The sequence below is a fragment of the Arsukibacterium tuosuense genome, from assembly GCF_900215315.1.
In the GTDB taxonomy this organism is placed as follows: Bacteria; Pseudomonadota; Gammaproteobacteria; order Enterobacterales; family Alteromonadaceae; genus Alishewanella; species Alishewanella tuosuense.
The window spans coordinates 271,085-284,922 of sequence record NZ_OBEB01000003.1 but is presented as its reverse complement, the minus strand read 5'-3'; the positions used below and the strand labels follow the sequence as shown (position 1 = coordinate 284,922).

At 50.5% G+C, this 13,838-nt stretch carries 11 protein-coding genes; 3 read left to right on the top strand and 8 right to left on the bottom strand.

Annotated elements, in window-relative coordinates; genetic code table 11:
* Positions 1-7: 7 nt before the first annotated feature.
* From CRO03_RS08155 to CRO03_RS08120, 8 genes are all read right to left on the bottom strand, one after another.
* Positions 8-1,228 carry an EAL and HDOD domain-containing protein gene (locus CRO03_RS08155; RefSeq protein WP_097111128.1) on the bottom strand — a complete coding sequence of 407 codons (1,221 nt, stop codon included), beginning with the start codon at positions 1,226-1,228 and terminating at the stop codon, positions 8-10.
* A 93-nt stretch (positions 1,229-1,321) separates the two neighbouring features.
* A complete protein-coding gene (gene putP / locus CRO03_RS08150) occupies positions 1,322-2,818 on the bottom strand; it encodes a sodium/proline symporter PutP (protein ID WP_097111127.1) in 1,497 nt (498 codons plus the stop codon).
* Between the two features lie 184 nt (positions 2,819-3,002).
* Entirely contained in the window at positions 3,003-4,676 is a 1,674-nt protein-coding gene (locus tag CRO03_RS08145; RefSeq protein WP_097111126.1) for a BatD family protein, read from the bottom strand.
* The gene (locus CRO03_RS08140; protein ID WP_097111125.1) at positions 4,670-6,511 is read right to left on the bottom strand and encodes a vWA domain-containing protein; all 1,842 of its coding nucleotides are present in this window, start codon (positions 6,509-6,511) and stop codon (positions 4,670-4,672) included. Before CRO03_RS08140 ends, CRO03_RS08145 begins: the two co-directional genes overlap by 7 nt.
* Positions 6,495-7,481, bottom strand: a complete 987-nt coding sequence (locus CRO03_RS08135) for a vWA domain-containing protein (protein WP_097111124.1) — start codon at positions 7,479-7,481, stop codon at positions 6,495-6,497. The genes CRO03_RS08140 and CRO03_RS08135 overlap by 17 nt, the downstream gene beginning before the upstream one ends.
* Positions 7,474-7,968, bottom strand: a complete 495-nt coding sequence (locus CRO03_RS08130; protein ID WP_097111123.1) for a DUF4381 domain-containing protein — start codon at positions 7,966-7,968, stop codon at positions 7,474-7,476. Before CRO03_RS08130 ends, CRO03_RS08135 begins: the two co-directional genes overlap by 8 nt.
* Positions 7,958-8,905, bottom strand: coding sequence for a DUF58 domain-containing protein (locus CRO03_RS08125; RefSeq protein WP_097111122.1), 948 nt, complete (start codon positions 8,903-8,905; stop codon positions 7,958-7,960). The genes CRO03_RS08130 and CRO03_RS08125 overlap by 11 nt, the downstream gene beginning before the upstream one ends.
* Before the next feature lie 8 nt (positions 8,906-8,913).
* Entirely contained in the window at positions 8,914-9,867 is a 954-nt protein-coding gene (locus tag CRO03_RS08120) for an AAA family ATPase (RefSeq protein WP_097111121.1), read from the bottom strand.
* A 212-nt stretch (positions 9,868-10,079) separates the two neighbouring features.
* Here CRO03_RS08120 and fadI point away from each other — a divergent pair, with 212 nt between their 5' ends.
* From fadI to CRO03_RS08105, 3 genes are all read left to right on the top strand, one after another.
* Positions 10,080-11,390 carry an acetyl-CoA C-acyltransferase FadI gene (gene fadI / locus CRO03_RS08115; protein WP_097111120.1) on the top strand — a complete coding sequence of 437 codons (1,311 nt, stop codon included), beginning with the start codon at positions 10,080-10,082 and terminating at the stop codon, positions 11,388-11,390.
* Positions 11,390-13,528 (top strand): fatty acid oxidation complex subunit alpha FadJ, encoded by a 2,139-nt coding sequence (gene fadJ / locus CRO03_RS08110; RefSeq protein ID WP_097111119.1) that lies wholly within the window; start codon positions 11,390-11,392, stop codon positions 13,526-13,528. Before fadI ends, fadJ begins: the two co-directional genes overlap by 1 nt.
* A 107-nt stretch (positions 13,529-13,635) precedes the next feature.
* A complete protein-coding gene (locus CRO03_RS08105; RefSeq protein ID WP_097111118.1) occupies positions 13,636-13,833 on the top strand; it encodes a hypothetical protein in 198 nt (65 codons plus the stop codon).
* Positions 13,834-13,838 lie beyond the last annotated feature (5 nt).

The following is a 13,838-nucleotide window of genomic DNA, read 5'->3' as shown; positions in this document are numbered from 1 at the left end:
CTTAGGACTAATCTCCTAAGGCTTTCATTTGTTCATTTGCCCACTGCACAGCAGTGTGATAGGCGTCAGGTACCTTGTCACTGGCGATACCAAGTTGATTCATCGCTTGATTTGCCTGCTGCCACTGTGCAGCTTCATAGTATTTTATCAGAGTCATATACTCTGCCAGCACGCCGCTGTTTTCAACCAGCGCATCTTTAATCTCTTTTGCCAGAGGCAACTTTTCCATTACGCTGGTAATAGGTTCATCTAAAATGGCGTCCATTAACGACATTAAACCGGTTAAAAATGCTTTGCCGGTATCAACTTTACCGTCGATGTTGGCTAAGCCCTCAGCAAAGCGGGCCCGGGTCATCGACATTCGCATTAATTCAGCTGGCTTATCGCTGCTGATTTGTGCCGTGAACAGTAACGACAGAAACTTCTTAAGTTCAACCTGGCCCAATACTACTAAGGCTTGTTTAATCGTTTCTATTTCTGCCCTGCGTTTAAATATAGAGGAGTTGCTGTACCGCAATAATTTGTATGACAAACTAACGTCACGTTGAAAAACGTTGGTTATTTTTACCAGATCCAGCTCTGCTTTTGATGTCTCGTACAGCAATTCAGCTAATGTCATTTGCGCAGGTGACAGGGCTTTGGTCTGCATCATTTCCGGCTGTGAAAAAAAGAATCCCTGAAAGTAATAGAATCCCATATCCAGGGCCTGTTGAAACTCTTCATTTGTTTCAACTTTTTCTGCCAGCAATTTAATATGCGGGAAGTCGGCAATGGCTTCCTGAACACTTTTTATTGTTTCAATATCGGTACTGCGGAAATCAATTTTAATGATATCTATAAAAGGATAAAAATGGCGCCAGACCGGCTGATGAATATAATCATCAAGAGCCAAAGTGTATCCCTGCTCTTTCAAATGCTGGCACTCGGCTAACAGACGTTTACCTGGCTGTACCGTCTCCAGAATTTCTACCACAACCTGTTCTTTCGGTAACATGCTCGGATATTTTTTTATCAGAGAGTCCAGGGTAAAATTAATGAACCCCGGTTTATCATCCAGAAAATCCTCTAACCCGAAACTAAACTGGCTACCTTCAATCATTCTTGATGTTGCTTCATCGCCATCTATTTCGGGAAACACATTACTCAGGCCGTCCCGAAACAATAACTCATAGGCGTACAATACTTTATTACGATCGAGAATAGGTTGGCGGGCAGCATAAAAATACATATTGCAGATTTCTCAAAAAAGTTCTTACCGTTAATTTAGCAAATTTTCCCCACAACGCGATAGCATTTTATTGCGTTGTGAGGATTTGATCAGTTATCTCTGGTCTGCTAACTGTTTTTCCATCTTGCTAAACATCGTCAGCACACTGGGTGCCGGGTCCCGACTGAATTTGCTAACGATAACGATTGCCAGAGTGCTTAGAATAAAACCAGGCACAATTTCATACAGCGTACTGCTTAAGCTGGCACCATTGATGGTGATAGGCGCATAAATCCAGATTAATACTGTTACTGCACCCACCACAATTCCGCTTAACGCGCCTGCAAAGGTCATTCTCTTCCAGTACAGGCTGAGAATAATCAGCGGCCCGAATGCCGCACCAAAACCTGCCCAGGCGTTACTCACCAGTTGCAGCACTGAACTATCCCGATCATATGCCAGCGCGATAGCGACCAGGGCTACGGCCAGTACCGATAGCCGTCCTACCAGCACCAGCTCGCGCTGGGTCGCGTCACGTTTAACAAATGCCTTGTAAAAGTCTTCGGTCAGCGAGCTTGACGTTACCAGCAATTGTGAGGAAATGGTGCTCATAATTGCTGCTAAAATGGCCGCCAGTAAGAAGCCGGCAATAAAAGGGTGAAACAGAAATTGCGAGAATACGATAAATATCGTTTCCGGGTCGCTCAGAGTCATCTTGGTTTGGGCAACATAAGCAATCCCGACAAAGCCTGTCATCAACGCGCCTACTATCGTTACCAGCATCCAGCTCATACCTATACGACGGGCTGTTTTAATATCTTTAACCGAACGAATCGCCATAAAACGGACAATAATGTGTGGCTGGCCAAAATATCCCAAGCCCCAGGAGAGGGCAGATATAATAGCAATCGCCGAAGAGGCGCCGACCCAGTTTATTAACTGCGGGTCTATTGTTTCTACCACCTGTTTTACTTCACCAAAACCTCCCAGATGGTCCAGTGCCACCACGGGAACCAACACCAGTGATATAAACATGATGCAGCCCTGGACGAAGTCGGTCATGCTGACTGCCATAAAGCCGCCGATCAGGGTATAAATAACCACTACACCGGCTGTGACGTAAAGGCCAAGCTCATAACTGAGATTAAATGAGCTTTCAAACAGCTTGCCGCCGCCAACGACACCGGACGACGTATACAGGGTAAAGAAGACGACAATAACCAGTGAGGACACCACCCGCAGCAACCGGGTTTTATCTTCAAACCGTTTTTCAAAGTAATCAGGAATGGTTATCGCATCGTGAGCGACTTCGGTATAGACCCGTAATCTTGGTGCAACAACGATATAGTTAATGTAGGCACCAATCAGCAAGCCAACCGCTATCCAGGCACTGCTTAAGCCGGTCAGATACATTGCACCAGGTAAACCCATTAACATCCAGCCGCTCATGTCTGAAGCGCCGGCAGACAGTGCTGTAACACCCGGGCCTAACTTGCGGCCACCTAACATGTAGCCAGAAACACTCTCGTCGGTATTACGATAAGCATATAAGCCAATACCTATCATGGCCGCAAAATAAATTCCCAAAGCAAAAATAGTTGCAGTTTCCAAAACATAGACTCCTTATTATTTGTTTTTATGCTAACAAGATGAACCCTGGCTTACCAGCGCTTTATGACTGCTCGTTTTGGCGAGTGAAGAAACGCCGGCAGCCGCCGGCGTTAACCTTGCTAGAGAACCAGGACCTTGTTGCTGATCATCTGGCGGGTGACCGCTGCTAATTCCTGGCAAATGCTTACTCAGGATAGAGCGGGGGAAGCTCAGCTTTATTGGTTATTTGCTGCTTGCTGTGTTGATAATCTGACCACGCCTGCAACAAGGCGTCTCCCTGCCAGTTTACAGCGCTATCGCTGTAAAGCGCGGCGTTTAGTTGCTCTACCTGCTCTTTGAATGTGCCCGGTCCAATTTGCTGGCTGAGAGCACTTAATGAACCCTGATTCAGTATTCTCTGGTGGCGGGCCCACAGCAACAGCTGCTCACGGGCAGCGGTTTTGTTATTAGTGAGACATGCTGCACGCAATGCTTTGCTGTCATATTTTTGCCCGCCACTATTTTCACTGTGAAGCGGATGGCGTGCAGCCTTCTTTTGTCGCCAGATCAGCAATGTTAAAGTTAGCAGCCAGCCAAGCAGCAAGACTGAGCTGGTGTGATTCCAACGCCAGTTTGAGACGGGTTGCTGCGGGGTTGTAGCCGGCCCGGCGTCCTGCTTTGCTGATTCATTGGCAATGGTTACAGGGGCGGGCAAGTCTGGGTTGGCCTGCACCTGCACGGTTCGACCGGGTAAAACGGTTTGCTCAAGACGATCGGTCTGGCTGTTCCACCAGGATATTTTAACTTCCGGTAGCTCAAACTCTCCGGGGGTATTGGCAATAATGGCGCTGGTAATTACTTTTTGTGCTACTAAACGGCCAGCCCGTTCCGCCCCTTTAACCTGAGGTTGTTCCTGATATACCCTGAAGCCGTCAGGCAGTTCAATATTAAGATCTGGTAACTGGTTGGCGGCGACATCTACCGCTGACAAGGTAATGATCCGGGTAACAGGTTCACCCTGCATAAGTTGCGCTTGGCCGGGTTGCCATTCTTCGTTGAGGGTAACGAGTCCGGCGACCAGCCAGTCACCATTATAGTTTGCGGGTTGGGCCTGTACGGTTATGGGCAATGTTTCTGCCTCCCGCACAATAGTCCGGCTGCGGGCAAAATAGCTTTGGCGGGCACTTTCCCGGTCTATCACGTCCCCGGTAAAAGTAGGGGGGGCAATAGTAAACTCACCACTACGCTGCGGGGTAATGGCATAGCGACGGGTTATTGAGCGATAACGTTCACCGTCAATCAGTTCAGTGCCTTCCTGATCCTGCCCTACCTGCTGGATCAGCGCATCTTCAAGTTGGGGTTCAGATAAGCTGCCTCGTTGAATATCACCACTGAAATAGATAGTGACGTCGTAGTACACCATTTGCTGGACCATCAACTCACTAGTGCTGAGTTTGCTTTGCAGGAATACATCACGCAGTTTGCCTGAGCCCTGTTGCACCGGCAGCACTTCAATGGCGATGGGTTTGCTACTGACGTTATCAACAGTAAAAGCCGGGATGGTAAACTCACCGCTGGCTTTTGGCAGCAATGTTACCGTCCAGGTGGTACTGTGGCTGACATCGCCATTAATAACGCTGGTACTCTGGTTAACTGATGGCACCATCACCGTAAAGTTATTATCAAGCACTCTGAAGTTAATACTGTTTGCCGGCAGCCTGCTGTCTGCTGTGACTTCCAGTAGTACACTTTCACCAAGCATCACAGGGTTTTTATCCAGCTGTGCGTCAAGCTGGCTGATAGCAAAAGCCGGTGCACTTAGCAGGGCGCCAAACAGCACACTCAGCAGCATTGTTAATAACAAGCCCCGTCTTACCATTCTTGTTCTGCTCCTTTGGGTAATGCATATTGACGACGTTTCTGATACTCCAGGTTCATCCGGTTGCGCAGCAACAGCCCGGGGTCATCCTGAACCTTACGCAATAAGTTATCCAGTTGCTGCTGCTCTTCCTGATTAGCATTGGGCCACATTTCCCGGATTGCTTGCTGCATTTCGTTATCGCTCAGTTCCTGCTGTTCTTGTTGTGCTGCAGTAGCAGCCTGCTGCTCACTTTGCGACGGTTCAGTTTGCTCTGGATTTTGTTGTTCAGCGGCTGAGTTTTGCTCAGTGGGCTGGTCGGTAGGTTCATTTTGGCCGGCTTCACTCTGGCCCTGGTCCTCACCACTGCCTTCAGACTCGGCTGAACTGTCGCTGCCATCAGCTGATTGCTGCTCGCCGTCTTGTTGCTCGCCGTCTTGTTGCTCACCATCTTGCTGCTCGCCGTCCTGCTGCTGTTGCTGCTGTTGTAACTGCTCCAGCAGTTCAGCATTTTGTTTTGCCTGCTGATGTTCAGGATCCAGCGCTAATGCCTGCTGATAACTGGCAAGGGCCTGCTCATATTTCTGTTGCATCGCCAGACTGTTACCTAAGTTGGCGAAGGCATCAGCGCTTGGCTGCTGCTCTGCGGCCCGGTTGAAGGCCTCTGCTGCAGCGACATAATCACCCTGGCGATACGCTGCATTGCCTTGCCAGAGTGGGTCGTTAAATTTCTGCCGGGCATTCTGATAATCCTGTTGCTGATAATCAGTTATTGCCTGCTGAGCAGGGGTTTGCCACAGATCGCGCCAGACACTGGCTTCAGAGGTTGGTATATAACAAAAGGGCAGCAACACTAACACCGGTGCGCGCTTGGCCAGATACAGGGCCAGTGGTAAAAGTAACCACACCAGATACACCGCATTGTCTTGCCACAGGTCGCCGGCAAATTGCTCACTTTGTTCTGCTTGTTGCTGGAACTGGCTGTTAATATTTGCCAACAACCCCTCGATGTCGCCATCGCCAGTGCCAGCAGCAGCGAAACTGCCACGGCCCTTACGGGCAAGGGTGGCCAGTTGTGACAATGGCACCTTAGGAATGACTACGGCACCGCGGGAGTCTTTCAGTAACTGACCACTCTCAAGTTGCACCGGGGCGCCCTGATCTGTGCCAAAGGCCAGCACTGACAAGCGGTGTGGCCAGTTGTCCAGCCGTTGCATAATCCGGGAATAGTCTGCAGAGGCAAAACCATCGGTAAACAACACAATGTCGCCCTGGCTATGGCCGGCTTGTCGCAACAGATCGTCTGCCTGATCCAACGCAGCTTCAATATTTGAGCCCTGTACCGGCATTAACTCAGGCTTCAATTCATTGAGTAGTAACCGGACATTGTTAAAATCCGGGGTCAGTGGCGAAATGACGAAGGCATCACCAGCGAAGCTAAGCAGGGCCAGTTCGCCTTCTGCCAGCTCGTCAATAAAGTCGAGTGCTTTAAATCGTTGCTGAGTAACCCTGTCGGGTGACATATCGGTGGCGCGCATCGACATCGACATATCGACAATCAGTACTGTGGCCTTATTCAGGGTGAAAGCGGGCTGTGGTTGTTTCTGCCAGGTGGGGCCCGCCAGCGCTAACACGCTAAGCAACCAGCAAATCAACAATACTGGTAGCGCCAGAGGATTGCGTTTCAGCAGCAAGTTGCCACTGAGCATAAGCTGCTGCAAGTGCGGAGCAATAACACGTTGCCAGGCACTGGTTTGTTGCCGGTAATTTAAAATTAACAGCCACAACATTACCGCGGGTAACAATGCCAGCAGCCACCATGGCCGCAACAAATGAAAGTCAGCCAGCAGGTTCATACAGCCTCCGCCAGTTAATGCGCCGGATTGCCAGAGCGAAAGACAGTAATAAAGCCAGCGCCAGTGGCCAGTGCAGCAAGCTGTGCTGCGGCCGGTAAGTCAGGTTATCGCGGCTGATAGGTTCCAATTGATCCAGTAACCGATAAATTTGCGTCAGTTCAGCCAGGTTGCGGGCACGAAAATACCTGCCACCGGTTTCACTGGCAATATGGGTTAATAATTGCTCGTCTAAATCCTGAGAGGGGTTGACGGTGCGTCGGCCGAACACAGTTTGCTGCACCATCTGGTCAGCACCGACGCCGACGGTATAGACTTTAATGCCCGCTGCTTTAGCCAGTGCCAGCGCTTCCAGCGGTTGGATATTGCCAGCATTATTAGCACCATCACTTAACAGAATAAGCACTTTATTACTGGTTTCGTATTTATTCAGCCGTTTTACTGCCAGGCCAATGGCTTCACCAATAGCGGTGCGCTGGCCAACCAGTTTTAACTGACTGTCATCTAAAAATGTTTGCACGGTAGCCAGGTCATAGGTTAGCGGGGTTTGCTGATAGGCTGCATCAGCAAACAGAATAAGGCCAAGGCGGTCCCCTTTGCGTTGCAGGATAAAGTCACCCACCACCCGCTTCACCGCAGATAACCGGTTCATACTCTGGCCATCGAGCACCATGTCATTCATATCCATTGAGCCGGATAAATCAATGGCCAGCATCAGATCGCGGCCTTGCTGGGGCAGGGTAACCGGTTCGCCCAGCCAACGTGGCTGGCAGGCAGCCAGTACCAGCATTAACCAGATTAACCCCTGCGGCAGTGAAGCGATATGGCGTTTCCAGCCAGGACGTTGTTGTTTGCCGGCTAACCTTGCCAGGGCAGGTAAGGCCAGGGCGCCACCACTATCTTGCTGACGTTTCTTAAAAAAGAGGGGTAATACGACCAGTAAAAGCAGCCAGGGGTAACTCAGCTCAAACATCAGCTGTCTCCTCTGCCAGAACCTGACGCCGACTATCAGCCAGGGTTGCCGGCTGCAATTGTTGCAGCCAGCGTTGGGCAAATTGATAAAATTGCTGGTTCTGCTGGTTATCGGGCCCGGCCTGATAAAGCAATTCGGTCAGCAGTGGCAAGGGCTTTGCGGGCAATTGCTGTTGTAAAAAAATTTGCCACTGCGCTGTACTGGCTGTAAGCGCCGGGTGAGCAGGCGCGTAATGTTTTATTACCCGCTTTAACAGCTGATTAATCTGACTTGCTGCGCCCGCTTCTAATTGGTTAAGTAGGGCTAGTGCCTGACGCTTGGCAGCCAGATAACGCCAGCGTTTGTAATACGCCCAGCTGGTATACGCTAAGGCTCCAACAGCAATAACCAGCAAAATATAGGCCCCAGCTGGGATTTGCAGGGGGAGCTGGTAGGCCGGTTCGGCAATGTCCACCAGCTGCTCGAGTAACTGCTGCTTAGCGGCCATGATGAATTTGCTCCAGTTGACTGATAATGGGGTCGCCAGCACTAATGTCCAGCCATTTACAACCGACTTGCTGCAGGGATATCGCTAGTTGCCGCTGCTGTTGCTGTTGTTGCTGCTGGTAGCGGGTACGCAGACCAGAGTCTGCCAGTTCCGCACTGACCACCTGCTGCTGATTACGAATTGCTGCAATGCCGCGGGCAGAAGAGGGTAGCGCCAGTTCCAGCGGATCACTGATCTGACAGCAGGTCACCTCATTGTGCTGGCTAATTGCCCTGATATGGCGCAGTGCCTGCTCATCAAGTTGATTAAAGTCAGAGAGTATATAGACCAGACTGCCAGGACGACTGAGCCGTCGCTGCTGACCAAGTGCCTGAGTCAAAGTTAAACCGTTAGTTTTTGCACCGCTTTGATGGCATTGCTGCAAGGCTTGCAGATATCGAAGTACGCCATGGCTGCGCCCCTGCGGTTTTAATTCACGATGCTGTTGATTACTGAACACCAGGCCGCCAAGTTTGTCGCCATGTTGTTTGACATGCCAGGCAATAACCGCTGCCAGATGGGCTGCCTGCACTGATTTGAATAACAAACTGCTGCCAAAGCGCATGCTGTCCGTTAAGTCGGTAACAATAAATACCGGCCGCTCTTTTTCTTCCCGGAACAACTTGGTATGCACTTTGCCGCTGCGTGCCGTTACCCGCCAGTCAATAGTGCGGACATCGTCGCCCGGCTGATAATGGCGAACTTCATCAAACTCCATACCCCGGCCTTTGCTACGTGCCAGATAGGTGCCTGCCAGTTTACTCTGAATACTGATGGTAGGCTTCAGGTTCAGCACCTTGGTATGGCGCTGATACCACAGCAGTTCGGGCAGCTTAACCGAGCTGCCGTCAGCACTTAACTGTTTAAGCCATTGACTGGCTGAAAACGCGGTGGTCATAAGGTTATTCAGGGTACGGGTACACAGTTAATAATTTCAGTAAGCACATTGTCGGTCGTGATGCCTTCTGCCTCTGCGGTATAGCTTAAGATCAAACGGTGGCGCAATACGTTATGAAACACCGCCTGAATATCGTCTGGGGTGACAAAGTCGCGATCTGCCAGCCAGGCTTTGGCCCGGGCACAACGTTCAAGCGCTATAGTGGCTCGTGGGCTGGCACCGTAGCTGACCCACGACGCCAGTTTCGCACTGTACGCTGCGCCATTGCGGGTTGCCATAATGAGTTGCACGATGTAATCCTCCAGGCTATCGGCCAGGTGCAGCTTTAAAGTGGCCTGGCGGGCACTGAAGATCTCGGCCTGGCTTATTGCCGCCGGCTGACTCTGCGCCTTATTAAGGGCTTCGTTGCGGGTTAGCCTGAGTATTTCACGCTCGGTTTCAGCACTGGGGTAGTCTACTTTCAGGTGCAATAGAAACCGGTCGAGCTGGGCTTCCGGTAGCGGATAGGTACCTTCCTGTTCCAGTGGGTTCTGGGTAGCCATTACCAGAAATAATTCAGGGAGTTTGTAGGTGGTACGGCCAACGGTTATTTGTTTCTCAGCCATAGCCTCTAACAGCGCTGACTGCACTTTGGCTGGGGCCCGGTTAATTTCGTCGGCCAGAATAATATGATGGAACAACGGGCCGGACTGAAACTCAAACTGGCCGGTTTCCGGCCGGTAAATGTCGGTGCCGGTTAAATCGGCGGGAAGCAAGTCCGGGGTAAATTGCACCCGGTGAAACTCGGCTTCTACTCCGTGAGCCAGCGCATTGACTGCCCGGGTTTTTGCCAGGCCTGGCGGGCCTTCTACCAGTAAATGACCATTAGCCAGCAAGGCCAGTAAAATACCTTCTGTAAGCTCAGGTTGGCCTAATACCTGACTATCGAGATACGACTTTAAGGCGGAAAACGCATTTACCATAATGATATTAGTCTTTTGGTTAAAAGTTTTGGTTATTTTCTACACAGTTAGCTTTAAAAACAGCTAGGCTATGACGTTATAACCTAAATAAGGTTCAGTTTGCATTAAAACAAGTGTTTTAATTGGTAGCAACTGTCGTTACAATCAACCCATCTTTACAGGTCAGACCTGTTTTGGCTTCGACAATTTCGAACTTAGATAAGAGGAAAGCTATGTCAGCGCCTATTAAACTTCATACCCGCAGCGGTGATCGAATAGCGATTGTCTCGGGTTTACGCACGCCTTTTGCAAAACAAGCAACTGAATTACACGGCGTTTCGGCGCTGGATTTGGCTAAACTGGTGGTAAATGAGTTGCTGATCCGCAGCGAACTGGATGCCAGCCTGGTACAACAAGTGGTGTATGGTCAGGTAGTACAAATGCCGGAAGCACCAAATATCGCCCGGGAAATCGTGCTGGGTACCGGCATGGGCGTGCATACTGACGCTTACAGTGTTACCCGGGCCTGTGCGACCAGCTTTCAGTCTGTAGCCAGCGTGGTTGAGTCGATGATGGCCGGTACCCTTGAAATTGCTATTGCCGGCGGTGCCGATTCCAGCTCAGTGCTTCCAATCGGGGTCAGTAAAAAGCTGGCCCGGGCGCTGGTTGATATGAATAAAGCGAAAACTTTTGGCCAGAAGTTCAGCATACTGCGCAGGCTGGGCCTGAAAGATTTAATGCCGGTACCACCCGCGGTAGCGGAGTACAGCACTGGTCTGTCAATGGGCGATACAGCCGAGCAAATGGCAAAAACCCATGGTATCAGCCGCGCGGCCCAGGATGAAATGGCGCATCGCTCGCATAGCCTGGCGGCAAAAGCCTGGCAAAACGGCTTAATGACGAATGAAGTGATGACAGCCCATGTCGAGCCCTATAATAAATTCCTCGATATCGACAACAACATCCGGATGGATTCGAAGCTGGAGTCGTACGCCAAATTGCGGCCGGTATTCGACCGCAAACACGGTACGGTCACGGCAGCGACCAGTACGCCGCTGACTGACGGTGCCTCGGCCGTATTAATGATGACAGAGAGCCGCGCCAAAGCGCTAGGCTACAAGCCACTGGGCTTTATCCGCAGCTATGCGTTCTCGGCCATTGGCGTGCATGAAGATATGCTGATGGGGCCATCATATGCTACTCCCGTTGCGTTGGACCGGGCAGGAATGAGCCTGAACGATCTTACCCTGATTGAAATGCACGAAGCGTTTGCCGCCCAGGCGCTGGCTAACGTTAAAATGTTTGCCAGCCGCAAATTTGCCGAAGAAAAACTGGGCCGCAGTGCGGCAATTGGCGAGATTGATATGGACAAGTTTAATGTGAATGGCGGTTCATTAGCCTATGGCCATCCGTTTGCCGCGACGGGTACCCGCTTAATTGTGCAAACCCTGAATGAACTGCAGCGCCGGGGTGGTGGTATTGGTTTAACTACCGCCTGTGCTGCCGGTGGTTTGGGTGCTGCAATGATCGTGGAGACTGAATAATGACTAACAAACAACAAGGCAGTTTCAGCCTGGCGATACGTGACGACCAGGTTGCGGTAATCACCATGGATATTCCGGGTGAAAGCATGAATGTGCTGAAAGCCTCATTTGCCGATGAAATTGACGCTATTTTGAATACACTGCAAGGCAACAGCGATGTTAAAGGTGTGGTTATTGTCAGTGGCAAAAAAGACTCGTTTATTGCTGGTGCTGATATTTCTATGCTTGATAGCTGTGAAACGGCAGAGCAGGCTGAAGACATTGCCCGGATGGGTCAGCAGATGTTTGACCGGATCGAGCAACTTAAGATCCCGGTCGTTGCCGCGATCAACGGGCCCTGTCTGGGCGGCGGTCTGGAGCTGGCGATGGCCTGTCATGCCAGAATCGCGACGGACTCGGCAAAAACGATACTTGGCCTGCCTGAAGTGCAGTTAGGTTTACTACCGGGAAGTGGTGGCACCCAACGTTTGCCACGCCTGGTTGGTGTGCAAAAAGCGCTGGATATGATGCTGACCGGTAAGCAGCTGCGCGCATCTCAGGCAAAGAAAGCCGGTTTGGTCGACGATGTTGTGCCGGCCACCATTTTACTGGACGCTGCAGTAAAACGTGCGTTGCAGGGTAAAGCTAAAAGTGTAAGCAAAGACAAAGGAATAGTCGCCAAATTACTGGAAAATACCGGCCCGGGCCGTAATTTATTATTTTCGCAGGCATTAAAGCAAACACTGAAAAAAACCCAGGGCAATTATCCGGCGCCGGTGCGAATTATCGAAGTGGTTCGTAAAGGCCAGGATAGCGGTTACGCAGCAGGCCTTGCGGCAGAAGCAAAAGCCTTTGGTCAGTTATGTATGACCAAAGAGTCCGCCGCGCTGCGCAGCTTGTTTTTTGCTACCACCCAGATGAAAAAGGAAACCGGGGCGGGCGAGACCCAGCCGCAACAAGTCCGCAAAGCTGCGGTGCTCGGGGGCGGTCTGATGGGCGGCGGCATCGCTAACGTCAGTAGCACTAAGGCGGGCGTGCCGGTGCGAATTAAAGATATCAATGAGCAGGGTATCAGTAACGCACTTAAATATAGCTATGACTTGCTGCAGAAAAAATTCAAACGCCGTTTTATCAGTAAAGCTGAAATGCAAAAGCAGTTATTGTTATTAACCGGCTCAACGGATTACAGCGGCTTTCATGATGTCGATTTCGTCATCGAAGCGGTATTTGAAGATCTGGCCTTAAAACAGCAAATGGTGGCGGATATCGAGCAGCATTGTGGTGAGCACACCATTTTTGCCAGTAACACCAGCTCGTTACCTATTAGCCAGATCGCAGCAAAAGCGACAAGACCGGAGAACGTGATTGGCCTGCATTATTTTTCGCCGGTCGATAAGATGCCGCTGGTGGAAGTTATTGCGCATGATAAAACCTCGGCTCAGACTATTGCCACTACCGTTGCCTTTGCCCGTAAACAGGGTAAAACGCCGATCGTGGTTAAAGATGGCGCCGGATTTTATGTAAATCGTATTCTGGCGCTGTATATGAATGAAGCGGCCAACCTGTTGCTAACGGGTGAACCGGTAGAAAAAATTGATAAAGCCCTGGTTAAATTTGGTTTTCCGGTGGGTCCCATGACGTTGTTAGATGAAGTTGGCATTGATGTCGGCGCTAAAATTTCGCCAATTCTGACTGAGCAGTTGGGCGAGCGTTTTGCACCACCGCCGGCTTTTGACAAACTGCTGGCAGATGGCCGCAAAGGTAAAAAGTCGGCAAAAGGCTTTTATCTGTATGGTAAATCAGCGAAAAAAGGCGCTAAAACCGTTGATAACAGCGTGTATAGCGTATTGGGTGTTACCCCGGGCGGTAAGCTGAGCAGCGACGCCATCGCCAACCGCTGCACTGCGCAGATGCTGAATGAAGCGGTACGCTGTCTGGATGAGGGTGTTATAGCCTCAGCCCGTGATGGTGATATAGGTGCTATTTTTGGTATTGGTTTCCCGCCATTTCTTGGTGGCCCGTTCCGCTATATTGATACATTGGGCGTCACTAATCTGGTGGCGTCACTACGGCAGTTGCAAGCCGAACACGGTGAGCGATTTGCACCTTGCCCGCGCTTATTAGCGATGGCAGAACAAAACAGCCGCTTTTATCAGTAGGTTTTGTAGTAGATTCTGAAAATTAAACTAAAAATTAACAGTTAACGCCAGCAGTCGGCGGTATAATAGCCGGCCGCTGCGTTAACAATTTTAGTAAGGAGTTAGTGGTGTTATTAGTACCTGTTGTCTGGCTGGTTGTTGCGTTTGGCGTATATGTTGCGGCACTGCGCAGTGGCATGCAGGCGTTACAATGGGCATTAGCCGCACTTTTCACCGGGCCCTTCCTGTTGCCCTTGTTCAACAGCCATAAGCGGTTGTTACTGTGCAAAGCCCGCGGCAAAAACAGCAGCTTGTTCCGGCCATAACCAAA

Bases quoted from the DNA above. Each gene is read 5' to 3' on its own strand.
- CRO03_RS08130 (WP_097111123.1), bottom strand. From the start codon at position 7,968: ATGGCCGCTAAGCAGCAGTTACTCGAGCAGCTGGTGGACATTGCCGAA.
- CRO03_RS08145 (WP_097111126.1), bottom strand. From the start codon at position 4,676: ATGGTAAGACGGGGCTTGTTATTAACAATGCTGCTGAGTGTGCTGTTT.
- CRO03_RS08135 (WP_097111124.1), bottom strand. From the start codon at position 7,481: ATGTTTGAGCTGAGTTACCCCTGGCTGCTTTTACTGGTCGTATTACCC.
- fadI (WP_097111120.1), top strand. From the start codon at position 10,080: ATGTCAGCGCCTATTAAACTTCATACCCGCAGCGGTGATCGAATAGCG.
- CRO03_RS08120 (WP_097111121.1), bottom strand. From the start codon at position 9,867: ATGGTAAATGCGTTTTCCGCCTTAAAGTCGTATCTCGATAGTCAGGTA.
- CRO03_RS08155 (WP_097111128.1), bottom strand. From the start codon at position 1,228: ATGTATTTTTATGCTGCCCGCCAACCTATTCTCGATCGTAATAAAGTA.
- fadJ (WP_097111119.1), top strand. From the start codon at position 11,390: ATGACTAACAAACAACAAGGCAGTTTCAGCCTGGCGATACGTGACGAC.
- CRO03_RS08125 (WP_097111122.1), bottom strand. From the start codon at position 8,905: ATGACCACCGCGTTTTCAGCCAGTCAATGGCTTAAACAGTTAAGTGCT.
- CRO03_RS08140 (WP_097111125.1), bottom strand. From the start codon at position 6,511: ATGAACCTGCTGGCTGACTTTCATTTGTTGCGGCCATGGTGGCTGCTG.